Genomic DNA, 25,937 nt, shown 5'->3' with positions numbered 1-25,937 from the left:
TTGCGCCGAAGCCATCCCCGACAGGAGACCCGGTGAAGATCCTCATCGCCAGCAAGTTCCTCCACCACGTGGGCGGCGTCGAGACCTACGTCCGGTGGCTCGCCCACGCCCTCGCGGACAGCGGGCACGAGGTCGGTCTGTTCGGCATGGCACCGCCCGCCGGCGCCGACCTCATGGCCCTCCCGGAGGCGCCGATGTGGCTGACCCGGACCCGCTCGTTCGAGGCCGGGGCCTCGGAGCGGGCACGGAGCGCCCTGCTCAGCGTCTGGTCGCCCGAGGCCGGTCGCCGGATGAGCCGGACGCTGGCCGAGTTCCGCCCCGACCTGGTGCACTTCCACGGGACGTGCTACCAGCTCACGCCCTCCGTCGTCAGCGCCGCGACGAAGGCGGGAGTCCCGTCCGTCCTCACGGCGCACGAGTTCAAGCTGATCTGCGCGAATCAGACCCTCTTCGACGACGCCGCGGGCGCGATCTGCACCGCCTGCGTGGGGGTGTCGGCCCGGACGAAGGTGACGGCCCCGCTGTCGCGTGCGTGCATGAAGGGCAGTCGGGCCGTCACCCTGCTGGGGGCAGCGGAAGGGCGTGTCGCGGATCGCGTCTGGGAGCGGACGGACCCGCGCATCCTGGCGCCGTCCCGTTTCATGCGGGACCTGCTCGTGGCCGACGGTCGCCCGGACGAGCGCATCGATTACCTCGACCTGCCCTGGAGACCGGCCTCGCGCCTGCCCCGGGCGGGACGACCCGATCAGACCGGGGAGGCCCGCCGGAACGTCGTCTTCCTCGGCCGTCTGTCACCGGTCAAGGGCGCCGACCGGCTGCTGCGCGCCTGGTCCGCCGTCGCCCACGAGCACCCGGGGGCGCGCCTGCGCATCCTCGGCGACGGCTCCGAACGTGCGTCGCTGGAGGCCGAGGTCGCGGCGCACCGCATCCCCCGGGTCGACTTCCTCGGACACTGCGACGCGACCCGGATCGAGGCCGAACTCGCCGAGGCGGTCGTCACGGTGCACCCGGCCCGGTGGTACGAGAACAGCCCGTTCTCGGTGCGGGAGAGCCTCATGGCCGGAGTTCCCGCCATCGTGTCGGACCTCGGTGGCATGCCGGAGATGGTGGGTGCCTCGACGGGGCGGGTCGTGCCCTATCAGGACGACGCGGCGCTGGTGGAGGCCCTGCGCGACGCTCTGACCTCCGACCTGGCGGGTTCGGAACGGCTGCGCGACCAGGTGCTGGAGCGATCGGTCACGGAGGAAGGTCACATGGAGGCACTGCTCGAGGTCTATCGGCAGGAGATCGCGGCCGCCCGCGCCTCGGGCGGCAGCCCGAGCGCCGAGGACGTGCCGGCATGAGCCTCACCGACCTCGTCCGGATCGTCCGACGACGGATCGTCTGGGTCATCGGGGTGACGCTGCTCGGCGCGCTGGCCGGACTGGCCGCCGCCTCGCTGCTGCCCAAGACGTACGAGGCTCACACCTCGCTGTACGTGACCTCGACCGACAGCCGGGACGCGGCCGCCCTCAGCCAGGGCGCCGAGTACGTGCAGAGTCAGATCCGGTCCTACCCGTTGATCGTCACGGCACCGGCCGTCCTGGCGGCCGTGTCCCGGGACACGGGTGTTCCTCCCGCCGAGCTCGCCTCGCAGGTGTCGGCCGCCGTGCCCACGGATTCGGCCGTGCTCGACATCACGACGACGGCGAGGGACGCCGAGGCGGCCGCGACGACGGCCTCGTCCTTCGCCCGCAACTTCGGGGCCGAGATCCAGCGGATCGAGACGCGGGCGGGCGGGCAGAGCCCGATCCGGGTGAGCACGATCCAGCCGGCCACGCCTCCCACTTCACCCGTCGCGCCCAACGTGCGCATCTACCTCCTCATCGGGCTCATGCTCGGTCTCGTCCTGGGTCTGCTCGCCGCGGTCGTCCGAGACCTGATGTCGCGGTCATGAGACCCGTCGCGTCCGTCCCGACCCCGGCCGGGCGGACGGGTGCACGCCGGCGTCGTCGAGCCGGGCTCGACGACACCGGCCCGCCGCACGACACGTGGGGCGGGCACGCGATCGTGCTCTTCCTCGTCGGAGCCCTCGGCTACCCCGTCGCCAGCCGTCTCGTGGACGGCGCGCACCTCGTCTCGGACGCCATGGGTCACATGACGATCGTCGAGAACGGGCACACCAGCACGATCGTCGGCGTCGGCTTCTTCTGCGCCGCGGTCGCTGCGGCCGGGATGGCGTCGATCGCCCCGCGGTCCGGCACCCGGGTCGGTTCCCCGCTCAGCTTGTCCCTGCAACTCCTCGTCGTGTGGTGGGTCGTCCTCAGCGTGCTCATCCCCCGCAAGGAGGGACTCGGCCCCGCCGACCTCGTCATCATCGGCGCCGTCCCGTTGGTCGTCGGTGTCGTCAGCGCACCACCGACCCTGACGACCGTCCGGCGCGTCAACCTCATCCGGGATCTCTTCGCCGTCGGGCAGTTCGTGTACCCGTTCGTCGCACCCGAGGTGTCCCGGCTCCCGTGTCGGGAGGACAAGTGCGGGATCTTCGGATCCCTCGACGCCGGATTCTTCACCCAGGAGAACACCGGCATCGCCGCCGTCTCCCTCCTGCTGCCGCTGGCCGCGGCCTCATCCGGGCCCCGTCTCGCGGTGAGCTCGCTCAGCGCTCTCCTCGTGGCGTTGGGCTCGGGCAGCCGAACCGGGATCGCCTCCGTGCTCCTCGCGACCGCGGTCGCGATCTACGTGCGGCACCTGTTCAGCGGAGGCGCGACGCGGGCCCGGATCAACGTCCTGTTCGTGGCCGCCCCGATCGCCGCCACGCTCGTCTCGCTGGCGCTGTTCCTCGCCGCCGATCCGACCGCGTTGACGGGCCGCGGCGCGGTCTACGCCGCCAACCGACACGCGCTCGAGGGCACGGCCCTGTGGTACGGCGTGCCCTGGAACACGGTCGAGGTGGCGTCGGAGGGGTATCTGTCCAGCGATCACGGCCAGACCTCCCACATCCTGGCCCGCGCCGGTCTCGTCGGCCTGATCCTCTGGCTCCTCGCGCTCGCGGCCCCGCTGCGCCGCCGCGTCTTCGGGCCGGAGGAGGCGCTCGGCCTGGCACTCCTGGCGGGGGCCTCGGCCCGCATGATCACCGAGTCCACGTTCGAGCTGGAGGCCCGCACCGTCGGCTTCTGCGCCGTCCTGCTGGTCGCCGGTCTCTGCGCGCGCGCCACCGCGGACGTGCACGACCCCTTTCGGTTGCCCACCCGTCGCGAGGTGCGCCTGGGCGCCACGGCGTCGCTGGTCGCGGCGGGCGTCGTGGCGCTCGTGCCTCTCGCGCTCCAGCCGGTCCACACCGCGAGCACGGTCGTCGTCGCGGCGGTGCCCGTCGGGAACCCGTCGGACGGCGAGGCCGGCCGCATCGCCCGGTCCCACGCGTCCGCCACGATGGAGACCCTCGGCTCACTCCCCGGTTTCCGGGCCGCGGCGGTCTCGGCGGCGGGGGTCTCGGAGGACGACGCCTCGCACGTCGACCTGGCCGTGCGCCGCGCACCCCAGGCCACGTCGCTGCGGCTGACGGCGACGGCCGACGATCCCGCGACCGCGTCACGGGTCGCGGACGCGGCGGCCCGCCTGTTGTCCGAGCGTCTGTCGACCCGCGCCGCGCAGTCGGGCGGAGCGGAGTTGGTCATCCGGCCGGTGGGCCCGGCCGTCGCGGAACGGGTGGCCCCCTGGCAGGCCCACCTCGTGCCGGCCGTCGGCCTCGGGGCTGCCGGCGCGCTCGCCGTGGCCTGGCTCGGGACGAGGTCCCGGCGAAGTAGCTCCCGGAGGCCGACCGGCCACCTCCGAGTGCCCTGAGGGGCACTGCGGTCGACCCCGCCGGACCTCAGGGGGCGCCGACGGCCCGCTCGACGACCTCGCGCACGACGTGCCGGGACCGAGCCGTGCGGAGCCCGTGGTCGATGGCGTCGGCCCGGGTGAGCCGGATGTCGCGCCCGGCCCGCCGCAGGGCGGGGAGGACGGCCCGCCCGCCCGAGGCCGCGAAGAAGGCGAGATCTCGTCCGGACAGCAGCACGTGGACCGTGGTCGTCCGGCCCACGGCCCACAGCAGCGGCAGGCCCACAGAACGTCGTCCGGCCGCGCGCACCGTCTCACGCGCCCGCATCACCCGCTCCCGCACGCGAGGCCAGCGCGTGAGCGACGCGATCGCCCCGGCGCGTAGCCGGGCCGACCTGCCCGGCGTGGAGTCCGCGAGCGGGGACGGCCCGTTCCAGTGGGCCAGGAACGCGTCGTCGAAGAACCGTGCGCTGCCGCTCCAGGACGGCACGTTGAGGGCCACGACGTCGTCGACCGTCGTCCGCCCGGCCGCCGCGAGCGCCAACCACGCCCCGGCGCAGGAGCCGACGAGGACGACGCGCCGGGCACCGCTCTCTCGCGCGTGACGCACCGCGTCGACGACGTCCTCCACACCCTCGGGCGTGAACGGATTGGGTTCCCGCGCGGCCGCCGGGTCGACGTGCCAACCGACCCGTCGTCGGTCCGCCCTGAGGCCGACCAGACCCGCTGCAGCGCCGTCGCGCGCGAGGTCGGTCCACAGGCCGCTCGGCCCGCTGGCCCGCTCCGCCCCCTGCCCCGTGAAGACGAGCCATGTCGGGCCCGGCCCGTCGGGCGGGAGGGTGAGCACCCCGCACAGCCGATGGGGCCCGATCCGGACGAAGGACTCCGTCACCCCCTCCGCCCCCGGCGCGAGGAGCCCGTCGCTGACCACGTGCTCGGTCCACGGGACGAGGGGGCTGGCCTGCGCTCTCGGCAGGGCGCCGACGAGATCGTCGATCACCGCGAACGGGATCTCGGCGTAGAACGGCGGCAGGCCCAGGGCCGCCTCTGCCGCTCGTCGGTCCTCGTCCATCCACACCTCCACCGACGCCGCGCCGACCTTGGGCGCGCGCAGGGTCCGGAGGTTGTCGAGTTGACCCGGGGTCAGGTCGAGCGCGAACGGCTCGGAGCCGCGAACAGCGGGGTCCGCGGACGGCTGCGAGATCGCCAGCACGAGCTGCTGCCGCCGGACGAACGACCGTCCCGAGACCGGTTCCCAGGCGATTCGGCGGGCGACCTCGGGGCCGGGGAAGGACGCCACCACGGCTCCACCCAGTCGATGCCCCAGCAGGGTCACGGGTGCCCGCGGAGCCAGCCGCGCCGCCATCCCCACGATGGCGCGCACGTCGCCGTGCCACGCCCCGACGAGGTCCTCGACACCCCGTGAGCAGGCCGAGTCCCCGTGGCCCGTGGGGTCCGTGACGATCGCGAGGAATCCCGCGGAGGTGGCGCGCTCCGCCACCGCGACCATCGACCGGTACGACACCTCGGCCTCGAAGCCGAACGAGGGCACGACGACCAGGACCCCGGCCGTCTGCGCCCCGTCGGGCTCGTAGACGTGCACGGCGAGAGACCTCTCCGCGGACCGGATCCATGTCCTGCGCATCGCCATCTCCCCTTCGCCGCCGCGCCGTCAGCCTAATCCGTGGCCGCCACGCGCGGGGTCGGAGGCATGCATTTATCCGCGGCGCGAGGCGCACCTGCCCGTCGAGGCCCGCTAATCCTTTGCCGCGCAGGAAGGCCCGGACCCATTCGGTCCGGACCTCGCGATCACCGTGCGAGTGATCCGGATCGCCCCCGCTCAGGACACCGACAGGCACGTCGATGTTCACGTGGCGGGTCATTCTCGGCCGGCATCTCATCGCTGATCTTTGCTGCACGAAGGGCCATTCCTGCATGCCTGCTCACCGCCCCACGGCTTTCCGCGCTCTCCGCCGTGCCTTGTGCGCCGCGACCCTGTCGGCCGTCGCCGTCACGGCCGGGACGACGGTCGCGACCTCGCGTTCGGAGGCGGCGCCCGCCCCCGTCGGGACGGTGACCGCGGCTGCAGGCAGGACCGCGACGACGGCACCGGCCGCCGGCGCCGCCTCGCGGCCGACCGCGACCGCGGCGCGACTGCGCTGGTCCAAGGCGCCCGCTGCCACCGTCCGGGCCGGTTCACCGGTGACGCTGCAGGTGAGCGTGACCAGCCCGCGCGTGCTGCGCACGAAGCATGTCCTCATCGACGTCCGCGACGGGAGGGGCCGCGCCTTCGCGACGGCCCTCAGGCGGAACGCGACGATCGGCCCCAAGCCGCTCGTCCTGACCGCCAAGCGCACGTTCCCCGCGGGTACGTACCGCTATCAGGTCGGCTACCAGCAGGGGAGCAAGCGCATCGCCGTGGGACCTGTGCGAACCTTCACCGTGGTCACCACCCTGTCCGGCAAGCGCAAGCCGCCCGCCCCCGTCCCCGCACCGCAGCCCGCGCGCTGGGTCATGGGGTACTACGTGGGATACCTCAAGGACCTCCAACCACTCGAGGCCGTCGAGTGGGACGCCATGACGCACGTCGCGGTCGGGGCGGCAGTGGCCCGGGCGGACGGCACGTTGGACACGACGTTCTTCCACCACGACACCGCCACAGGGCGGGCCTGGGCCAAGTCCGTCGTCGACCGCGCCCACCAGAACGGTCGCAAGGCCATCCTCATGCTCGGAGGAGCCGGCAGCCGCGCCGCCTTCGCCTCGGCCGCGTCGACGACCAATCGCCGCGCCTTCGTGGACAACATCATCTCGACCGTGACGGCCCTCGGCTTCGACGGCGTCGACATCGACTGGGAACCGATGATCGCGGCGGACGGCCCGAACGCCATTTCATTGGGACGCGAATTGAAAGCGCGGAAGCCCGGACTTCTTCTCACCATTCCCATCGTGCCGGTGAACACGAATCTGCCCCAGAACACCGTGTTTCCGTTCCTGCGGGACCTGGCCGGTGTCTACGATCAGGTGAACGTCATGAGCTATGGAATGACGGGTGGCTGGGAAGGCTGGGACTCGTGGCACAGCAGCGCGTTGTTCGGTGACTCGACGACGACACCGATGAGTGTCGACGCGAGTGTGCGGGCCTTCACGGCCGCGGGAGTCCCCGCGCGCAAGCTCGGGGTCGGGATCGGGTTCTTCGGCAGCTGCATGACCGGGACGACCGCGCCGCGTCAGTCCGGCCCGGACCTGCGCATCGTCGCCGACGACAACGTCATGAGCTACGCGAACGTCATGACCCGGTACTACCGCCCCGACATCGCCCGCTGGGACGACGTCGCCAAGGTGCCCTACCTGTCCAGCTCCACGCCGATCGGTCCGGCCGGGTGCACGTACGTCACCTACGAGAACGCGCGGAGCATCGCCGAGAAGGCCGCCTACGTCAAGGCCAAGGGATTGGGCGGCGCCATCGTCTGGAACATCAACGAGGGCCACCTGCCGGTGTCCGCCCGCTCGGCGCTGATCGGCACGGACGTCTCCATCATGTCCGCCGTCCGCACGGGCTTCCTGGGCTGAGCACGTCGGGGCGCCCCGTTCACCCGTCGGCGGGGTCCGCGGCGGCCCGCAGGACCGGCGGGCGACGCTGGAGGAACCGGTGAGCCAGCATCCCCCCGGAACTGACCAGCGACCAGACGATCAGGGCTTGCAGTGCCGACACGTGACCGGTGGCCGCCAGGGCGAACGGGATGACGGACAGGACGAACTGCACCGCGGTCCAGACGAACTGCGTCCGAAGGTGGCCGCTGAGGATGAGGGTCTGGGAGATCGGGAGCCAGCTCAGCGCCATGGGGAAGACGATGCACGCGGGCACGATCGCCAGCGACGAGACGCTCCACTCCGGACCCAGTAGGGGAACGAGCCACTCCAGGGCCACGTAACACCCCGCCAGAACGGGGATCGCCGCGCACGCGAGGCGGCGACTCCACACCCGGCGGTGCCGCTCGTACCCCTCCGGGTCCCGCTCACGGAGGTGGGCCGCCGCCTGACCGTAATAGATCGGTTGCATGGTGATCTGGGCCATGTTGACGATCGGGGTGAGGAAGCGGTTGGCCGCCGCCCAGGCGCCGCTGACGGTGGGCGCGCCCAGGGCGGGTAGCGCCAGCAGCGGGATCTGTCCCACGCCGTCGCTGAGGAGGTTGGAGAGGGGCTGCCATCGCACCTCGTCGAGCAGCTCGACCACGTCCGCCCGCCGGGCGGGGACGAAGGCGGGAGCCCACCCGGTCACCCGCGGGAGCAGGACGGCGTCGGCGAGCGTCATCGACAGACCCCAGGCCACGCTCAGCGCGTAGAACCCCGGCATCCCGGCCAGCACGAGCGCGACGATGAGCAGGGCGTTGGAGATGCCCTGCACGAGCCGGTTGCGGGCCAGCAACTCCTGCTGCTGGGTGCGCAGCACGATGCCGACGAGGAGGTGCTGCAGTCCGAGCCCGGCGGAGCACCACGCCGTAAGCAGGGCCACGTGCCCCCACCTCTGCCCCTGCGCCGCGCCGACTCCCCCGATGAGCGCGCAGACGGCCGAGAACACCACCACGGCGGTGAACCCGGCGCGGTTGAGGGATTCGGCCGACCGGCGCCCCACGACGGGGACCCGGCTCTCCGCCGCGAGCGAGTTCACGCTGCCCAGGACCGCGGTCGCCGCGGTCACCGCGGCGAAGAGCGCGAAGTCACCCGGCGAGGTCCGGCTCGCTGCGAAGGCGGTGGCGAGGAACCCGCACGCCTGCGCGACGACACCGGAGCCGAACAGCTTCGAGGCGAGGGCAGATCGACGCCGGTCGATCACGCCGGCACCGCGCCGCGATGACGCCGGCCCACCACGCGAGGCGCGATGCGCCCACACGCCGTCACTCGCAGGTGGCCTGGGCCGGGGACGAGGCGGCTGGGACTGCACACAGGGAGACACCTTCGGAAGGGGTTCGGTACGACGCACCCCATCCGACCCCTCGGCCGGACCTCGTGCGCGGCGAGCCGGGGGGCGCCCGGTCGCGGGAAGACTCTACGCGGACCCGGCCGGTAGGCTCACGCCGCGGCCACCACCCGCCCGCGGGGCGTGGCGCCCGACGAGCCCCGGAGAGTCCCTTGCCATTCGACGTCAGCTACATCGTCGCCGCCCACGACGCGCAGGACACGATCCGCGCCACCATCGAGAGCGCCCTGGCGCAGACCGACGTGACGGTGGAGGTCGTCGTCGTCGACGACGCCTCGTCGGACGGCACGGCGGAGGCCGCCCGCGCATCCGGGGACGACCGCGTCCGCGTCGTCGTGCTCGAGCGCAACCTCGGGCCCGGTGGCGCCCGCAACGTGGGGCTCGACCTCGCGACGGGCGAGTGGGTCGGCGTCCTCGACGCCGACGACACGATCACGCCGGGCCGGTCACGGGCGATGGTGGGCCGGGCGCAGGCGGCCGGCGCCGACGTCGTCGTCGACAACATCGAGATCATCGACGTGGCCGCCGGAACCACCCGCCTCATGTACACGGCCGACGCCTTCCGGCGCCCGGCGAGTCTCACCCTGGCGGACTACGTCGACGGCAACATCATGCTCGACCGCTCCGTGCCGTACGCCTACGGCTACCTGCAGCCCCTCGTCCGCCGCTCACTCCTGGAGCGCGAGGGTCTCCGCTACGACGAGGACCTGCGGATCGGGGAGGACTTCTACTTCTTCGCCGCCGCGCTCGCACACTCGGGCCCGTTCGTCACGGAGCCTTCGGCGGGCTACCGCTACCTCGTGCGCGAGGGGTCGACCTCGAGCCGCCTCCACCTCGACAGCGCCCGGAAGATGCGGGCGGCCGACGACGAGTTCCGCGCTCGGCACGACCTCGACCCCGAGGCGCTCGCCGCCCTGGCGCGCCGGTCCGCCAGCCTGGACGAGGCCATCGACTTCCTCGAGCTGCGTGAAGGAGTGCACCGGCGGGACCTCACCGGCGCCGCCCGGATCGTGCTGCGGAGACCGGCGGTGGTGCGCCACCTGCGCATCCCACTGGAGGCCAAACTCACCCGGCTGCGTCGGCGCTCGGGCGGCGGGCCGGCAGAGGGTTGACGACGGCGCCCGCTCGGAATCAGGCGTCGGCGGTGCGGCGAGCGGCGCGGACACGTCGAGCAACCCCGACGGCGCCGGCGGCCGCCAGGTGCAGGCCGACGACCGGGAGCCAGGTCCACCCTGCGGGCCGACCCAGGACGTCGCGGCCGACGCCGATGACGGCGTGTGGCCGTCCCGAGCGCACGGCCGGCCTGGCGAGCATGGACAGCTGTTCGACGGCCGCGGCCCCGGGTCGGAGCGCGTCGACGTCGTCGAGCCAGTCCCCCAGGTCGGTGGACCATCGCGACGTCGTCCGATCGCCGGAGCCGTGCACCACGGCGCCGATGTGGGAGCTCTGCGCCACGACCGCTCCCCGGTCGCGTTCGGCCGTGAGCAGCCACCACGTGTCCTCGTTCACCGCCCGGTGCCCCTCCATCGGGTGGGACCGCAGGGCCGCACGGAAGACGAGCGTCGGGGTCATGATGCGTCGGCAGCGGCTGCGCCAGGCGTTCCTCTCGAAGAAGTACTGCGCGACGGTGCGGTCGCCGAGGAGCACCGTCGGCTCGACCCGGCCGCGACCGGCCTCGTCGAGCACGAGCCCTCGAGCCGCGTAGACGTCGACCTCGGGCCTCGCCTCCAGCAGGGCCAGGGCGTCCGACAGGTGGCCCGGGAGCCAGACGTCGTCGTCGTCGAGGAAGGCGATGAACTCGGCCGTGGCCGCGGCCATCCCGACGTTGCGGGCCTCCGCCGCCCCCACTCGCCCCCGCGTGCGGATCACGTGCACGTCCGACCCGAGCGCCTCGCCCACCGCCCCGGACCCGCTGTCGTCGACGACGAGGATCTCGACGTCGACGCCCTGATGCCGCACGGAATCGAGCGCAGCGTGCAGGGACGCACGCCCCACGGTCGGGACGACCACCGACACCCGTGCGCTCACTGCCACCTCCGCGATCGATCCTCGTGGGACGCCGTGGGACCGGTGCCCCGGCCGGCGCGTCGTCTACAGTACAAGCGTCTCTCACGGGCTTCCGATGCACAGGCTCCTGGCCGCTGGACGGGTGGCCGGACGCGAGGCGCACCGGGGTCGCGCACGGAGGGGAGAGCGACGGGGGGACGCAGATGCGCAGACGCTGGACGGCCGTCGCCATCTCCGTGGTCGCCCTTCTCGTCGCCGGCCTGCTGGTATGGCGGCCGACGCCGCCGTCCACCGCCCCGAGCCCGCCCCCGTGGGTGATGGGCTACTACGTGGGCTATCAGCGAGACCTCTACCCGCTCGACGCGGTCGACTGGGAGTCCATGACGCACGTCGTCGTCGGTGCGGCCATGCCCCGCGACGACGGCAGCCTCGACACGTCGTTCTTCCTCGACGAGACGCAGGGGCCGATCTGGGCCCGGCAGGTCGTCGGCCGCGCGCATCAGCACGGGCGCCGGGCCGTGTTGATGCTCGGAGGCGCCCGGAGCCGCCCGGCGTTCTCGTCGGCGGCCTCGGCGGCCCGGCGCGATCGTCTCGTCGAACAGATCCTGACGGTGGTGGACGGCTACGGGTTCGACGGGGTGGACGTGGACTGGGAACCGCTCGAGGCCGCGGACCGGGCGGACCTGCTCGCGCTGGCGCGGCACCTGCGCCGGGAGCGCCCGGCACTGGAGCTCTCGCTCCCGATCAGCCCGATCAGCGTCAACGATCCCGCTCCGTCGGTGCTCTCGCTGATGCCCGACGCCGCTCATGTCTTCGACCGGATCAACGTCATGAGCTACGGGATGAGCGCGGGCTGGGACGGGTGGGACTCCTGGCACAGCTCGCCCCTGTTCGGCCAGGGCCCCCGCACCCCCATGAGCATCGACTCCAGCGTCCGGGCCCTGCTCGGGGCCGGCGTGCCGGCGGGGCGCCTGGGACTCGGCGTCGGCGCGTTCGGCGGGTGCATGCGGGGGGTGACGGGCCCCAAGCAGTCCGCGGCGGCGATGCGGACCCTGGGCGACGACAACACGATGACCTACTCGACCATCATGACGCGTTACCACGACCCGGGCCGGGCCCGATGGGACGACGCGGCCAAGGTGCCCTACCTCACCAGCGGGCGCCCGTTCGGTCCTGCGGGGTGCACCTTCGTCACGTACGAGGATCCCCGCAGCATCGCGGAGAAGGGCAGGTACGCCCGCGCTCTCGGACTCGGCGGCGCCATCGTGTGGACCATCGGCGGCGGCCATCTCCCGTCCGCTCCGCCAGGACGACGCGATCCGCTGCTCGAGGCGACCCGGCGAGGGTTCCTGCCCTGATCCCGCGACGAACCCCGGTGCCCGTTCTGCCCGATCGAGACGGCAGCGGCGATAGGGTTGCGCACGTCGTCGCGCCCGCCTCGATGTGGGCCCGACGGCGATCGGGATGCGGGGGCATCGTGCCCGCGGGCCATGACCACCGCGTCCCGTGTCGAGGACACCATCCACGAAGCGAGGGCCAGATGACGAGCGAGACGACGACGATCCGCGAGGTCCTGGCCGCGCACGGGCGGCTCTCTGCCGACGCTCACGACATCGCGGAGGACGCCGACCTGTACGCCCTCGGCCTCGCGTCACACGCCACGGTCAACGTCGTCATGGCCCTGGAGGACGAGCTCGACATCGAGATTCCCGACGAGCTCCTCGTCAAGAGCACCTTCGCCAGCATCGGCGACATCCGGCGCGCACTCGCCACGGTGGATTCATGACCTCGACGGAGGGCGGCACCTCCGACGCGCTCGCTGCGGCGGGGCGGGCCGCGCAGGTGGCGGCCACGTTCGCCGACGAGGTCGATCGGTGTGCTCGCTTCCCCCGCGAGGCACTGGACGCCGTGCGGGGAGCGGGCCTGCTGTCCGCCTGGCTCCCCTCCCGACTGGGGGGGCGGGACGCGACGTTGGCCCAGATGGCCGAGGTGACGACCGTTCTCGGACGTGCCTGCTCCGCCACCGCCATGATCTTCGCGATGCACCAGAGCCAGATCGCCTGCCTGATGCGACACGCCGACACCGACCCGCTCGTCGACCTCACCCGCCGGGTCGCCCGCGAGGGGCTCCTCGTCGCGTCGGCGACCACCGAGATCGGTGTCGGCGGTGACGTCCGGCGCAGCACGACCGCAGTCGAGGAGGACGGACACGGCGGTTTCACCCTCGTCAAGAGGGCACCCGTCATCTCCTACGCGTCGGAGTCCGACATCATCCTCGTCACCGCCCGGCGGAACGCGGACGCGGCCCCCACCGACCAGGTGCTCGTCGCCTGCGAGAAGGCAGACCTCGACCTACGCCAGACCGAGACGTGGGACACGCTCGGGCTTCGCGGGACCTGCAGCCCCGGCTTCGAACTCACCGCGCGTTCGTCCGTCGCTCACATCCTGCCCACCCCGTACGACGAGATCTCGACCCGCACCATGTTGCCCGTCGCGCACATCCTGTGGAGCGCGTGCTGGCTCGGCATCGCGGAGGGGGCGGCCGACAAGGCCCGCCGCTTCGTCCGGGAGCAGGCCCGCCGACGACCGGGCTCCACACCTCCGGGTGCCCTGCGACTGGCCGAGCTCGATGTGCGGCTGGCCGCCTTCCGAGCGCGGGTGCGTTGGGCCGCCGAGGCGTTCGACGCCTCCGGCGGGTCGGAGCGGACGATCGGCCAGAGCATCGACGACAACGTGCTCAAGGTGTTCGCCTCGGAGGCCGTCGTCGACATCGTCACGCGCGCGCTGGCCGTCGTGGGCATCGCCGGCTACTCGCTGGCGTCACCGTGGTGCCTCGGGCGCCCCCTGCGGGACGCCCACGGCGCCGCCCTCATGGTCAACAACGACCGCATCCTCGCCAACACGGCCACGCTCGAACTCGTCCACCGGGGCGAACGTCGATGACGCGGGCCGAGCGCGAGCGGGACCTGCGTGACCGGTTGATCCACGCCGGGCACCTCATCCCCTTGCCGACCCGGGGGCTGGCGACCTTCACCTCGGACGTCGAGGCGGTGGTCCGAGGCGTCGACGGACTCGTCCGCACGATGGAGCCCGTCGCGGGCGTGGTGGAGATCGGAGTCCCGCCCTTCCTGCCGGAGGTGGAGTTCGTCCGTACGGGGTACCTCCGGTCCTTCCCGCACCTGCTCGGATCCGTCGACGTCTTCACCGGCAGTCCCCGCGATCACCGTGCCCTGATGGCGGACGTGGAGGCGGGGAACCCGTGGACCGAGCGCCTGTCACCGGCCCACCTCGACCTGCTGTCCGCCCCGTGCCACTCGGCCTATCCCCTGCACCAGGGGCAGTCGCTCCACACGCCGCGGGTCTACGACATCCACAGCCGGTGCTGGCGTCACGAGCCGTCGGACGACCCCATGCGACTCATGAGCTTCCGGATGCGCGAGAAGGTCCTCATCGGATCCGCCGAGCAGGCGTCCGCTCATCGCGAGTCCGGGCTCGGTCACGGACCGCGGCTGCTGTCCGACCTCGGCCTGCCGGTGTCCCGCGTCGTCGCCAACGATCCCTTCTTCGGGCGGATGGCGAGGCTCATGGCCGAGGGTCAGCGGGACGACGAGCTCAAGTTCGAGTTCATCTGTGACGTGTACGGCGGTGACGACGGAGGGGTGGCTCTCGGTTCCGCGAACTATCACCAGGACCACTTCGGGGGCGACTTCGACATCACCGGGCCCGACGGTGGCCCGGCCCACAGCGCCTGCATCGGATTCGGTCTGGAACGGATCGCGCTCGCCCTGTTCGCGGTCCACGGCATGGACACCGGCCGGTGGCCGACGGCGGTCCGCGACGGGTTGCGGCTGGGCCCATGACGACCGCCTGGTTCGGCGTTCCCCCGGCGGACGCCCATCGGCCGCACCCGCTCCACGGACCGGACCGGGTGTGGGCCGAGACCAACTGCTACGTCGACGTCTGGATCGAACTGCTGTCCCTGCTCGGTCTGGATCCGCGGCCGGCCGGGGTGGCCGCGCTGTCCTCCGACGCACTCCCCCACGCGTGGTCGTTCCTCAAGTACCAGGTCGACGACCTGCGCAATCTGTACGGGATCGGCGTCACCGAGCTCGATGTCTGGCGCTCAGTGGAGGACCATCTCCTCGGCCACCTCGCGATCGGTGAGCTCCTCGCGATCGAAGCCGACTCGTGGTTCCTGCCCGACACGGCCGGCACCGCCTACCGGAGCGACCACGTGAAGACGACGATCGTGCCGTTGGAGGTCGAGCCGGCCGCGCAGCGGATGACGTATCTGCACAACGCCGGCCGGTTCGTGCTCGAGGGCGACGACTACCTCGGGTCTCTCGCCACCCCCGGCAGCGGGACCCACGTGCCGGCCCCCTACGTGGAACGGATCCGGTGCGACCGGATCCGCCGAGACCCTTCGCGCCTGGTCGACGACACGGTGCGACTGGCGCGGGACCATCTGGAACGGGCGCCCGACGACAACCCCGTGGTGCGGCTGTGCGACGGACTGGACGAAGAGCTCCCGGCGCTGGCCGAGGCCGGGATGGCCCGTTTCCATCTCGTGTCCTTCGCCACCACGCGGCAGCTCGGACTCAGTGCGCAAGGCGCCGCCGACGGGTTGTCGTGGTTGGCGACGTCCTGGGCCGGGGCGCGCGGGGACGCTTCGCGGGAAGACGCCCTGCGGGATGCGGCTACCCGTTTCGGGGAGGTCGCGTTCGGTGCCAAGAACCTGCAGTTCGGCCTCGCGAGGGTGGCGAGGGGTCGGCGTCGCGACCTCGGTGAGCTGCCCCGGACCCTGGCGGACACCTGGGGCCTCGCGATGGAGCAGGCCCGGATCGGTCTTCGATGATCCGACCGGAGTCCTGGCAGGTCACCCGCGTCACCCCCGGCTCGGCGGTCGACTCACCCACCGGAGTCCGGTCACTGAGCGCGGGTGACTGGGTCGATGCGGTCGTGCCGGGTTCACTCGGGGCGGGCGAGACCGGGCAGCGGTGGGGCCGGGACTCCGTCGCGCGGGCCGACGACGACGCCTGGTGGTTCCGAGCGGCCTTCACCAGCAGCGGTGACGACGACCTGGACCTCGTGTGGGATCGCGTCGCGACGTACGCCCGGTTCTTCGTCGACGGACGTTCGGTCGGGTCGAGCGACAGCGCCTTCCGGACGTACCGCGTCCCTGTGGACATCCCGCCGGGGCACCACGAGCTGCTGCTGCGCATCGCGCCACTCCACGAGACGCCGGTGCCGCGGACGCCCCGGGAGCGCTGGCGGAGTTCTCTCGTGCCCGACCGCAGTCTGCGCCGGCGCCGGACCCCTCTGTTGGGACGGTTCCCCACGTGGGCCGGCGCAGCGCCCCCGGTCGGGATCCTCGGGTCGTGCAAGATCCACCGCCGCGGTCTCGGCTCGGTCCGACGGCTCACGGCACGCCTTGACGAGCACGTCGGTCGTGTCGACCTCGACGTGGTCGACCCTCGGGAGACCCTGACGTTCTTCGTCGACGGAACACGGGTCGTGCCCGACCGGACCGCCGGCCCCGACGGCGCCGACCGCGCCACCCTCGTCATTCCGGGCGCTCGACTCTGGTGGCCCCACACCCACGGTGAGCCGACGACCTACCGCATCGAGGTCCGCGACGGCGACGACGTCGTCCTCTCCCGGGACATCGGGTTCCGCACGGTCGAGGTCGACCGCCGGGAGGGACGCTTCGGCCTGCGCGTCAACGGGGTGGAGGTCTTCGTGCGTGGTGCCTGTTGGGTGCCACCGGACCCCTGGGGCTGGACGCCGGCCGTCGACGCCGTGGTCGATGATCTGGCCGCTCTCGCCGCGGCGGGCCTCAACCTCGTCCGCGTGACGGGGACCGGGACCTACGAGTGCGATGCGTTCTGGGACGCAACCGGGCGCGCCGGATTTCTTGTCTGGCAGGACGTGATGCTGGGGACGTTCGATCCCCCGTCGGACGCCGCGTGGCTCGCGGACTTCGCCGACGAGCTCGGTGATCGGCTGTCGCCCCTCCAGGGGCGCCCGGGTCTCGTCGTGGTGTGCGGGGGCAGCGAGACGGAGCAGCAGCCGACCCTCCTCGGGCGCTCGCGCGACGAGAGCCGGATGCCCGCGATCCACGAGGTGGTGCCGCGCGCCGTCGCTGACATCCTGCCGGGAGTCGTGCACGTGGAGTCCAGCCCCTCCGGTGGGCCGCTGCCGATCTCGATCGACGAAGGGGTGTCGCACTACTTCGGGGTGGGGGCGTACCGACGCGGTCTCGACGACGCGCGCAGCGCACGGGTGTCGTTCGCCTCCGAGTCACTGGCCTTCTCCACACCGGCCGAGCGCGCGGACCTCGAGGCGTCCTTCGGGTCGGGCGACGCCGCCCACCTCGACGACGACCCGGCCTGGCGTCGTGGAGTCCCCGCCGACCGGGGCGTCGACTGGGACTTCCAGGACGTCACCCGCCATTACGTCGACCTGCTGTTCCCGCGGGCCGCGGCCGCCGCGGACGCCGATCGACTCCTGGACCTCCAGCGCGCAGCGGTCACCCACGCCATGACCGCGTCGATGGCGGCCTGGCGAAGCGGTGAGACGCCGACGCGGGGGGCCGTCGTCCTCTCCCACCGAGATCTCGCGCGGGGCCCCGGCTGGGGGTTGCTCGACCACCGAGGGGCACCCAAGGCACCCCTGCTCGCACTCCGCGACGTCTGCGCCCCGGTGGCGCTCCTGCTGCTCGACCTGGGTCTCGACGGTCCCGTGGCGTGGGCGGTGAACGACTCGGAGAGGTCGGTGACCGGCCGCCTCGCCCTGCGGGCCTACGGACGAGGGGACCTGCCCGCGCAGGAGGCGCACCTGCCGCTCGAGGTGCCCGCCCGAGCCGCCCGTCGTGTGCACGCGCAGGCGGCGCTCGGCGGGTTCCGGGACCTCACCTGGGCGTGGCGTTTCGGCGAACCGACCTACCGATTTTTGCGGGCCACCTGGACGATGCCCGGCACACCGGAACCGATCGCCGACACGACGATGCTGCTGGGGCCGCTCGACCGGCTCGTCGCGCCGCAGCCGACGCAGCTCCTGCACGCCGTGCACCGGGCGAGCGGCGGGGTGAGCCACGTCGAGGTGTCCGCCCCGAACGGTGCGGCCTTCGTCCATCTCGAGGCTCCCGGGGCCCGCCCCGACTCGGGCTGGTTCCACCTCGCCCCCGGCCAGACCCGCAGTATCGCCGTCCGCAGCCGCGGCGCGGAGCCCCCTGGGGGTCTGTTCGTCCGGGCCCTGTCGAGCGCCACCACCGTCTCGGTGACCACCGGGACGTCCGCGTGTTGACGATTCCCGTGGTCGGCGGTCGCGCCGTCGAAGGGGCCGTCCGCGGGGTGGGGATCGACGTCGTCGATGTCGCCGCCGTGGGCGACTCCCTCGAGCGGTACGGCGCGCGCTATCGGTCGCGGATCTGCGGCCCCGCCGAGACGGCCGAACTTGACCGACACCGCACGCCACAGTCGGCGCAGGTCCTCGCCTTCCTCTTCGGCCTCAAGGAGAGCGTGACCAAGGTGCTCGCACCGGAGCGCGACGCGTCGTGGCCGTGGACCGCCATCCAGAGCGTCGGCGGCCGATCACCGTCCGCCGTTCGGGTGGACGGCGCCGCCGCCGAACGGGCCCACGAGCTCGAGTTGGAGACGTTCATGGTGGCCGCCTCGACCTGGGGCGGTCTCGTCACCGTCCGGGTCGTCGGATTCGGGCCGGTGCCTCAGTAGGCGCCGCGAGCACGCAGCACGGCCTGGACCGTCCGCAACATGATGTGCATGTCCCCGAGCGGCGACCAGTTGTCGACGTAGTGCAGGTCGAGGCGCAGGGAGTTCTCCCACGTCAGATCGCTGCGGCCGCTGACCTGCCAGAGGCCGGTCATACCGGGGCGGACGTGGAGGCGACGGTGGGCGTCGGGCTCGTACTGGGCGACCTCGCGCGGCAGGGCGGGCGCGGGCCGACGAGCGACATGTCGCCCAAGAGGACGTTGAGGAGCTGCGGCAGCTCGTCGAGGCTGTAGCGGCTCAGCACCCCGCCGACGAGGGTGATGCGGGGGTCGCGCTGCATCTTGAACAGGACACCGTTGCCATCGGTGGCCGGGGTGAGCGCCTCCAGGCGCGCCTCGGCGTCGACGACCATCGTGCGGAACTTGTACATGTGCCGCGACGTTGTCGAGACGCGGGACCGTGCCGGTGCGCCGGCCGGAGGCCGGTCCCGTTGTCGACAATAAGTGACCGGTCAGTAGGCTCCGGAGCCGCGGACGACGGCGCTGAAGGTCCGGATGAGGATGTGCAGATCCCCCATCGGCGACCAGTTGTCGACGTAGCGCAGGTCGAGCCGCAGGGACTCCTCCCACGACAGGTCGCTGCGTCCGCTCACCTGCCACAGGCCGGTCATCCCGGGCCGCACGTGCAGGCGGCGCAGCGCGTCGGGCTCGTACTGCTCGACCTCGCGGGGCAGCGGCGGGCGCGGCCCGACGAGCGACATGTCGCCGAAGAGGACGTTGATGAGCTGCGGCAGCTCGTCGAGGCTGTACCGGCGCAGGATCTTGCCGACCCGCGTGACGCGGGGGTCGTCCTGCATCTTGAAGAGCACGCCGTTGCCGTCGCTCTTCTTCGCCAGGTCGGCGAGGCGCTTCTCGGCGTCGACGACCATCGTCCGGAACTTGTAGATGGGGAACAGCTGCCCCTTGACGCCGACGCGCTTCTGGCGGAAGAACACCGGCCCCGGGTCGGTGACCTTGATGGCCACCGCGATACCGATGAGCAGCGGCGACATCATGAGCAGGAGGACACCCGCGATGGACCGGTCCATGACCTGCTTGAGGATCTGCGAACGACGGGCCGCGGCGGGGCGCTCGATGTGCAGCAGCGACAGGTTCGTCGAGGGGCGGATCGACAGGCGCGGACCGGCGACGTCGAGCAGACCGGGCGACACGATGAGTTCGATCCCGCGCTCCTCCAGCGCCCACGCGAGGCGCCGCAGCGACTTGCCGGCGAGGTCGGGGTGCGAGGCGACGGCGACGACCTCGGCGTCGTAGAGGTCGGCGGCGGCGAGGGCGTCCCGCGGGGTGCCCATGACCGGCACGCCCTCGAGGGCGGTCGTGGCATCCCAGTCGGCGTCGAGGCCCGACGCGCACACGGCCACGGGCTTGAGGCCCTGCGCCGGCTCGCTGACGATGCTGCGCAGCAGGGAGGCGACGGCGTCGGCGCGCCCGATGACGATCGTGCGCTGCATGAGGTCGCCCTCGGCCCGCCGCGCGAGCAGCCAGCCGCGCATGTACTTGCGCACGGCGAGACCGCCGACCAGCAGCATCGGCAGGAGGATGAGGATGTACAGGCGCGCGAGGAGCACATTGGCGAGGAACGCGGAGATCGCGAGCACGGCCAAGAGACCGACCGCCGCGCGTCCGACCGCGCGGTACTCCTCACCGGAGACCCCGAGGAAGCGGCGCTCGTAGGCGTTCGTCATCGCCAGCGCGAGCACCCAGGCGAACGGGATGCACAGCGAGAGCAGGCGGTAGGAGTCGGACGGCCCCTCGCCGAAACGCAGCAGGGTGGCGACGACCGCACAGACGACCCCGACCGCGAAGTCGAGGGCCACGACGCGGGTGAGGTAGCGGCGGGCCCACGTCCCGGCCCCACCCGACCCGCCGGCGCGACCGAGGCTCGTGGAGCCGAGGGACGGAGCGAACGGGACGTCGGTCTGGCGGGCGACGGTCAGTCGCTCGACGGGGGCGGTGCGGCGCACACGGTGACGGCGCGCGGCGATCTCACGATCGTGGACGGACAAGAGATGAGGCCTTCCGGACTGACGACGGGCGGGCGATCGCCACGGACCCCAGTGCCGCGCGATCTGATGACGCCGGACGACCCTGAGCGGGCGCCCGGGCCGCGCTCGAGCCCCCCGCCCCCGTGTGGTGGCTCGCTCGCGACCTTCGACGTCGATATCTGTTCGTGACCACGATCGTCTCATGCGACCGGGGTGGAAGACCACCCGATCGTCGCGCAACAGCGTTGTCGGGCAACCGTTCTCGACGATCGTCCCGGACAGTCGTCAAGGTTGGTGAAATCGCTGCTGGGCGGCGGTGAGGCCCTCGGTGGCGAGCAGCTCGACGGCGTCGGCGGCGTCGGCCAGAAGAAAAGTGACATCGCCCCGCTGGGCGGCCGAGAAGTCCCGCAGGACGTAGTCGGCCGGGTCCATGCGCCCCGGCGGTCGACCGATACCCACTCGCACCCGCAGGTAGTCCCGCGTGCCGACCGACGAGCTGATCGACCGCAGGCCGTTGTGCCCGCCCTCGCCTCCCCCGATCTTGAGGCGTACCACCCCGAACGGGATGTCGAGCTCGTCGTGCACGACGATCAGGCGTGAGGGCCGCAGCGAGTAGAAGGACAGGAGCGCCTTGACGGGGCCGCCCGACTCGTTCATGTAGGCGCGGGGTACCCCGAGGATCGCCGCCGGGCCGGGCCGACCTCCGGGGCCGGTGCCGAGTCGCGTCGTCGCGACCTGCGCCCGGGCCTTGTGGTTCGAGAGCCGGTCCCCGCCGCGATCGGCGAGCTCCGCGACGACCATGGCGCCGACGTTGTGCCGGTTCTTCTCGTACCCCGGGCCCGGGTTGCCCAGGCCGACGACGAGCCACGGCGAGGAGTCGTCGCCTGCGGGGCCGGGACCGGTGGGGCGAGGACTCATGAGCGCCAGGATAGCCGTGGGGCCCGGTCCCTTCGGACCGGGCCCCACGCGCGTCAGCGGGACATCACTCCTGGTCGGAGCCACCCTCGGACTCGTTCGAGTCGCCGGAGCCATCGGCGGAGTCGCCCTCGCCCTCGGCGTCCTCGCTCTCCTCGCGCTCGATGCCGGCCTCGGCCTCCGCCTCGGCCAGCTCGGCCTCGAGGGCCTCCGCGGTGACGGCGGCGGAGACGTTGACGACGAGCATCTCGGGGTCGCCGTCGAGCTCGACGCCCGACGGGAGCTCGAGGGCGCCGGCGAGGATCTGGCTGCCGGCCTCGAGGCCCTCGACGGAGACCTCGACGTTCTCGGGGATCTTCGTCGCGTCGGCCGAGACGGTGACGGACGAGTTCTCGACGGTGACGACCGTCTCGGGCGCGGCCTCACCCGTGGTGTGCACGGCGATGTCGACGGTCACGCGCTCGCCGCGGCGGATGACGACGAGGTCGACGTGCTCGATGAAGCGCTTGATGACCTCGCGCTGCACGTCCTTGACGAGCGCGAGGTGGGTCTTGCCGTCGAGCGAGATCTCGAGCAGCGCGTTGGCCTGCTTGAGCGCGAGCATCGTGTCGTGGCCCGGGAGGCTGAGGTGGACGGGGTCGGTCCCGTGCCCGTAGAGGACGGCGGGGACCTGGTCGGCGCGGCGGATGCGGCGGGCGGCGCCCTTGCCGAACTCGGTGCGCCGGACGGCGGAGATCTTCGTGGTGTCGGCCATGAGGCTGCACTCCTGAACTGGTGGGGGTCGTCTCGGACGGTGGCCTCGGCGCGGGGCGCGGCACGAGCGGGGGCGGAGTGGACACGCGGGACCCGTGCGAGGGGCCACCGCGTCGATCACGGTCGGGCGCGTCGGTTCTCGACCTCGCGCCACGACCCTCGCCGAGGCAACCGTTTAATACTACCGGACGAGGATCACTGGTCGAACAGGCTCGTGACCGACCCGTCGTCGAAGACCTCGTGGATGGCCTGGCTGATGAGCGGCGCGATCGAGAGCACGGTGAGCTTGTCGAAGGTGCGCTCGGCCGGGATCGGCAGCGTGTTCGTCACGACGACCTCGCGGGCGACGCTGTCCTTGAGCCGCTGCGTCGCCGGGTCGGAGAAGATCGCGTGCGTGGCCGCGATGACCACGCCGGCCGCGCCCTCCTTCATGAGCGCGTCGGCCGCCTGGCAGATCGTGCCGCCGGAGTCGATCATGTCGTCGACGAGGATGCAGGTGCGGCCGCTGACGTCGCCGACCACCCGGTTCGCGACGCTCTCGTTGGGGCGCGTCACGTCGCGCGTCTTGTGGATGAACGCCAGCGGCGCACCGCCGAGGCGCTTGCTCCACTGCTCGGCCACCTTGATGCGGCCCGCGTCGGGCGAGACGACGGCGAGGTCCTCGGAGCCGTACTTGTTCGCCACGTGCTCGGAGAGGATCGGCAACGCCTGGAGGTGGTCGACCGGGCCGTCGAAGAAGCCCTGGATCTGGGCCGTGTGCAGGTCGACGCAGATGAGCCGGTCGGCGCCCGCCGCCTTGAACAGGTCGGCCATCAACCGCGCCGAGATGGGCTCGCGCCCGCGGTGCTTCTTGTCCTGGCGGGCGTAGCCGTAGAACGGGACGACGCACGTGATCCGCTTGGCCGACGCGCGCTTGAGCGCGTCGACCATGATGAGGTGCTCCATGATCCACTCGTTGATGGGAGCCGTGTGGCTCTGCACGACGAACGCGTCGGAGCCGCGGACCGACTCCTCGAACCGGACGTAGATCTCGCTGTTCGCGAACTCGTACGCCGTCGTGGGCACGAGCTCGATGCCGAGGTGATCGGCGATCTCCTCCGCGAGCTCGGGGTGGGCGCGCCCCGAGAGGAGCATGAGGCTCTTCTCGGTCGTGCGGGTGATGAGGTTCGGGCTGTCCCCGGCGCTCACGGGCGGGCCTCGCGAGCCGACTCGGTCGTGCCGTCGGTCGCGCCCTCGCCGCCGGCGGCCGCTTCCGGGGCGGGGGCGCCGGCGGCGAGCGCGGCGTCGGCGGCGGCGGTGCCCGGCCGGCGCCGCGGGACCCACCCCTCGACGTTGCGTTGGGTGCCGACGTTGAGCGCGAGCGCCCCGGCGGGCACGTCCTTGCGGATGACGGTCCCGGCCGCGCTGTAGGCCCCGTCGCCCACGGTGACGGGCGCGACGTACATGTTGTCGCTGCCGAGGCGGCAGTGGTCGCCGATGGTCGTGTGCGACTTGGTGACGCCGTCGTAGTTGACGAAGACGCTGGAGGCGCCGATGTTCGAGCCGGTCCCGATCGTCGCGTCGCCCACGTAGGTGAGGTGCGGCACCTTGGAGCCGTCGCCGATCGTCGCGTTCTTCGTCTCGACGAAGGTGCCGATCTTGCCCTTGGCGCCGAGCTCGCTGCCCGGGCGCAGGTAGGCGTACGGCCCGACGCTCGCGCCCTCCCCGATGACCGAGAGGGAACCGTGGGTGCGGACGACACTCGCGCCGTCGGCGACCTCCATGTCGGTCAGCGTCGTGTCGGGGCCGATGGTCGCGTCGGCGCCGATCGTGGTCGCGCCGAGGAGCTGGGTGTTCGGCAGGACCGTCGTGTCGGCGCCGATCGAGACCTCGACGTCGATCCACGTCGTCGCCGGGTCGACGACGGTGACGCCGGCGCGCATGTGCTTCTCGACGATGCGGCGGTTGAGCTCGGCGCCGAGGCGGGCGAGCTGCACCCGGTCGTTGACGCCCTCCGTCTGCCACAGATCGTCGAGCATGTGCGCGGAGACGAGGCGGCCGCCCTCGCGGGCGAGGCCGAGGACGTCGGTGAGGTACTTCTCGCCCTGGGCGTTGTCGGTGCCGACGCGGTCGAGGGCCTCCCGCAGCACCTGCGCGTCGAACGCGTAGATGCCGGAGTTGATCTCGGTGATCGCCCGCTGGGCCTCGTCGGCGTCCTTCTGCTCGACGATGCCGGCGACCGCGCCGTCGGCGTCCCGCAGGATGCGGCCGTAGCCGGTCGGGTCGGGCACGTGGGCGGTGATGACGCTCACCGCGCTGCCGGAGCGCTCGTGCGCGGCGACGAGGGAGTGCAGGCTGGCGGCCTCGAGCATCGGGACGTCGCCGTATGTCACGAGGACGGTGCCGCTCAGGTCGGTGGGGAGCGCGTCGAGTCCGCACTCGGCCGCGCGGCCGGTGCCCTTGACCTCGTCCTGGTCGGCGACGACGGCGTCGGGCGCGACCTCGGAGACGTGGGCCGCGACCAGATCACGCTGGTGGCGGACGACGACGGCGAGATGGTCGGGCCCGAGCGCCCGGGCCGCGGCGATGGCGTGCCCGAGCAGCGACCGGCCGGCGATGCGGTGCAGCACCTTCGGCCGGGCCGACTTCATACGGGTGCCCTCGCCGGCGGCGAGGACGATGACGGCGGTCGGACGGTGTTCGCTCACGAAGGCGACGCTCCCACACTCGCGGTTTCGGCTGACGTGGTGGCCGGGTCGGACCGGCCCTCGCCGGCTCCCGTCCCGCTCGCAGCGGGCACCGCGCCCACTCTAGTCGCGCCCACCCCCCGCCCACCCTCACGCGTCGTGCGGGGTCTGCCGGCGCGACACCTGCGGTCGACGGCCGCGACCGAGGCAGCGCGACACGGCCGCCGCCCGAGGAGAACGCGCGAGCCGAGTGGTCCCTGTGGCGAGCTGAGCTGCGACGACGCGCTCGGGCCGTCGTGACGGAGATCTAGGACCGCGCGCTGTCACACTCGTCACGTGACCGTGGAGCGGTGGGAGCGCCGGACGGACGTCCCCCTCACCCTTCTCGCACTGGCGTTCCTCGTGGCGTACGCGTGGCCCGTCCTGGATCCCGGCATGGACGGCAACATCCGAGACGCTCTCGGTGTCGTCTCGTGGAGCGTCTGGGTCGCCTTCGCGATCGACCTGGGCATCCGTCTACTGGTGGCCCGGAACCGCCGGCGTTACGCCCTCGCCCACTGGTACGACGTCGCCCTCGTCGCGTTGCCCCTGCTCCGGCCCCTTCGACTGCTCCGCCTGCTGGCCCTGCTGCGCATCCTCGACCGGGTGGCGTCCGGCACTCTCGCGGGCCGGGTGCTCGTCTACGTGGGTGGTGCGGCCGTCCTGTCCGTCGGCCTCGGCGCACTGGCCGCCCTGGACGCCGAAAGAAACGCCGACGGAGCCAACATCACGACGTTCGGAGACGCGTTGTGGTGGGCCACGACGACGGTCACCACGGTCGGGTACGGCGACTTCTTCCCGGTCACCCTGACAGGTCGCCTGGTCGCGGCGATTCTCATGCTCTTCGGCATCGGACTGGTCGGCTCGGTCACGGCCGCCGTCGCCTCATGGATCCTCTCCCGGGCAGGGCGGGCGCAGATCGGGCATTGACGTGGGCGACGGCTGTGGCAGTCGGCGGGAGCCTCGGGCTCCCTCGGGTGCGATGTGACGGCCGAGCGAGGATT

At 72.4% G+C, this 25,937-nt stretch carries 21 protein-coding genes and 1 pseudogene; 13 read left to right on the top strand and 9 right to left on the bottom strand.

What is annotated here, in order from left to right:
* Window positions 1–32 precede the first annotated feature (32 nt).
* Genes ICW24_RS10380 through ICW24_RS10370 form a run of 3 tightly spaced genes read left to right on the top strand, consistent with a single transcriptional unit; the run spans window position 33 to window position 3,822 of the window.
* Window positions 33–1,343: a glycosyltransferase gene (locus ICW24_RS10380; protein ID WP_226345646.1), complete on the top strand. Its 1,311-nt coding sequence runs from the start codon at window positions 33–35 to the stop codon at window positions 1,341–1,343.
* Window positions 1,340–1,936 carry a YveK family protein gene (locus ICW24_RS10375; protein ID WP_226345645.1) on the top strand — a complete coding sequence of 199 codons (597 nt, stop codon included), beginning with the start codon at window positions 1,340–1,342 and terminating at the stop codon, window positions 1,934–1,936. The genes ICW24_RS10380 and ICW24_RS10375 overlap by 4 nt, the downstream gene beginning before the upstream one ends.
* On the top strand, window positions 1,933–3,822 hold the full coding sequence (locus ICW24_RS10370) for a hypothetical protein (RefSeq protein ID WP_226345644.1): 1,890 nt from the start codon (window positions 1,933–1,935) through the stop codon (window positions 3,820–3,822). Before ICW24_RS10375 ends, ICW24_RS10370 begins: the two co-directional genes overlap by 4 nt.
* A 28-nt stretch (window positions 3,823–3,850) precedes the next feature.
* Here ICW24_RS10370 and ICW24_RS10365 read toward each other — a convergent pair whose 3' ends face one another.
* Window positions 3,851–5,446, bottom strand: coding sequence for a serine aminopeptidase domain-containing protein (locus tag ICW24_RS10365; RefSeq protein ID WP_226345643.1), 1,596 nt, complete (start codon window positions 5,444–5,446; stop codon window positions 3,851–3,853).
* A 575-nt stretch (window positions 5,447–6,021) separates the two neighbouring features.
* Between ICW24_RS10365 and ICW24_RS10360 the strand changes: the two genes are divergently transcribed.
* A complete protein-coding gene (locus tag ICW24_RS10360) occupies window positions 6,022–7,371 on the top strand; it encodes a glycosyl hydrolase family 18 protein (RefSeq protein WP_226345642.1) in 1,350 nt (449 codons plus the stop codon).
* A gap of 19 nt (window positions 7,372–7,390) precedes the next feature.
* Here the strand turns inward: ICW24_RS10360 and ICW24_RS10355 are convergent, their stop codons facing one another.
* Entirely contained in the window at window positions 7,391–8,635 is a 1,245-nt protein-coding gene (locus tag ICW24_RS10355) for a lipopolysaccharide biosynthesis protein (RefSeq protein ID WP_226345641.1), read from the bottom strand.
* A gap of 296 nt (window positions 8,636–8,931) precedes the next feature.
* On the opposite strand from ICW24_RS10355, the gene ICW24_RS10350 reads away from it, so the two are divergent.
* Window positions 8,932–9,891 carry a glycosyltransferase family 2 protein gene (locus ICW24_RS10350; RefSeq protein ID WP_226345640.1) on the top strand — a complete coding sequence of 320 codons (960 nt, stop codon included), beginning with the start codon at window positions 8,932–8,934 and terminating at the stop codon, window positions 9,889–9,891.
* 19 nt (window positions 9,892–9,910) lie between these two features.
* Here ICW24_RS10350 and ICW24_RS10345 read toward each other — a convergent pair whose 3' ends face one another.
* Window positions 9,911–10,807, bottom strand: coding sequence for a glycosyltransferase family 2 protein (locus tag ICW24_RS10345; RefSeq protein ID WP_226345639.1), 897 nt, complete (start codon window positions 10,805–10,807; stop codon window positions 9,911–9,913).
* Between the two features lie 182 nt (window positions 10,808–10,989).
* Here ICW24_RS10345 and ICW24_RS10340 point away from each other — a divergent pair, with 182 nt between their 5' ends.
* The 7 genes from ICW24_RS10340 to ICW24_RS10310 all read left to right on the top strand — a co-directional run bounded on the left by ICW24_RS10340 (window position 10,990) and on the right by ICW24_RS10310 (window position 18,519).
* On the top strand, window positions 10,990–12,144 hold the full coding sequence (locus ICW24_RS10340; protein WP_226345638.1) for a glycosyl hydrolase family 18 protein: 1,155 nt from the start codon (window positions 10,990–10,992) through the stop codon (window positions 12,142–12,144).
* Window positions 12,145–12,326: 182 nt separating this feature from the next.
* Window positions 12,327–12,572, top strand: coding sequence for an acyl carrier protein (locus ICW24_RS10335; protein ID WP_226345637.1), 246 nt, complete (start codon window positions 12,327–12,329; stop codon window positions 12,570–12,572).
* Window positions 12,569–13,729 carry an acyl-CoA dehydrogenase family protein gene (locus tag ICW24_RS10330; protein ID WP_226345636.1) on the top strand — a complete coding sequence of 387 codons (1,161 nt, stop codon included), beginning with the start codon at window positions 12,569–12,571 and terminating at the stop codon, window positions 13,727–13,729. The genes ICW24_RS10335 and ICW24_RS10330 overlap by 4 nt, the downstream gene beginning before the upstream one ends.
* Window positions 13,726–14,646 (top strand): class-II aminoacyl-tRNA synthetase family protein, encoded by a 921-nt coding sequence (locus ICW24_RS10325; RefSeq protein WP_226345635.1) that lies wholly within the window; start codon window positions 13,726–13,728, stop codon window positions 14,644–14,646. Before ICW24_RS10330 ends, ICW24_RS10325 begins: the two co-directional genes overlap by 4 nt.
* Window positions 14,643–15,641, top strand: a complete 999-nt coding sequence (locus tag ICW24_RS10320; protein ID WP_226345634.1) for a DUF1839 family protein — start codon at window positions 14,643–14,645, stop codon at window positions 15,639–15,641. The genes ICW24_RS10325 and ICW24_RS10320 overlap by 4 nt, the downstream gene beginning before the upstream one ends.
* Window positions 15,638–18,091: a glycosyl hydrolase 2 galactose-binding domain-containing protein gene (locus ICW24_RS10315; RefSeq protein WP_226345633.1), complete on the top strand. Its 2,454-nt coding sequence runs from the start codon at window positions 15,638–15,640 to the stop codon at window positions 18,089–18,091. The genes ICW24_RS10320 and ICW24_RS10315 overlap by 4 nt, the downstream gene beginning before the upstream one ends.
* Window positions 18,085–18,519, top strand: a complete 435-nt coding sequence (locus ICW24_RS10310; protein WP_226345632.1) for a 4'-phosphopantetheinyl transferase superfamily protein — start codon at window positions 18,085–18,087, stop codon at window positions 18,517–18,519. Before ICW24_RS10315 ends, ICW24_RS10310 begins: the two co-directional genes overlap by 7 nt.
* Here ICW24_RS10310 and ICW24_RS10305 read toward each other — a convergent pair.
* From ICW24_RS10305 to glmU, 6 genes and pseudogenes are all read right to left on the bottom strand, one after another.
* A pseudogene (locus ICW24_RS10305) lies at window positions 18,513–18,946 on the bottom strand (sugar transferase); the annotation flags it as partial. The gene ICW24_RS10310 and the pseudogene ICW24_RS10305 overlap by 7 nt on opposite strands.
* Window positions 18,947–19,027: 81 nt before the next feature.
* Window positions 19,028–20,581: a sugar transferase gene (locus ICW24_RS10300; protein ID WP_226345631.1), complete on the bottom strand. Its 1,554-nt coding sequence runs from the start codon at window positions 20,579–20,581 to the stop codon at window positions 19,028–19,030.
* A 264-nt stretch (window positions 20,582–20,845) separates the two neighbouring features.
* Entirely contained in the window at window positions 20,846–21,478 is a 633-nt protein-coding gene (gene pth / locus ICW24_RS10295; protein WP_226345630.1) for an aminoacyl-tRNA hydrolase, read from the bottom strand.
* 64 nt (window positions 21,479–21,542) lie between these two features.
* Complete coding sequence (locus tag ICW24_RS10290; RefSeq protein WP_226345629.1) at window positions 21,543–22,229, bottom strand: 50S ribosomal protein L25/general stress protein Ctc; 687 nt, start codon at window positions 22,227–22,229, stop codon at window positions 21,543–21,545.
* A gap of 194 nt (window positions 22,230–22,423) precedes the next feature.
* A complete protein-coding gene (locus ICW24_RS10285) occupies window positions 22,424–23,416 on the bottom strand; it encodes a ribose-phosphate diphosphokinase (protein ID WP_226345628.1) in 993 nt (330 codons plus the stop codon).
* Window positions 23,413–24,915: a bifunctional UDP-N-acetylglucosamine diphosphorylase/glucosamine-1-phosphate N-acetyltransferase GlmU gene (glmU, locus tag ICW24_RS10280; protein ID WP_226345627.1), complete on the bottom strand. Its 1,503-nt coding sequence runs from the start codon at window positions 24,913–24,915 to the stop codon at window positions 23,413–23,415. Before glmU ends, ICW24_RS10285 begins: the two co-directional genes overlap by 4 nt.
* Window positions 24,916–25,230: 315 nt before the next feature.
* Here glmU and ICW24_RS10275 point away from each other — a divergent pair, with 315 nt between their 5' ends.
* On the top strand, window positions 25,231–25,863 hold the full coding sequence (locus ICW24_RS10275; RefSeq protein ID WP_226345626.1) for a potassium channel family protein: 633 nt from the start codon (window positions 25,231–25,233) through the stop codon (window positions 25,861–25,863).
* The last annotated feature ends 74 nt before the right edge of the window (window positions 25,864–25,937 follow it).

Source organism: Agilicoccus flavus, assembly GCF_014857905.1.
Taxonomy (GTDB): domain Bacteria; phylum Actinomycetota; class Actinomycetes; order Actinomycetales; family Dermatophilaceae; genus Agilicoccus; species Agilicoccus flavus.
Note: the sequence above shows the minus strand (reverse complement) of the source record. Positions and strands in the feature narration are given on the sequence as shown.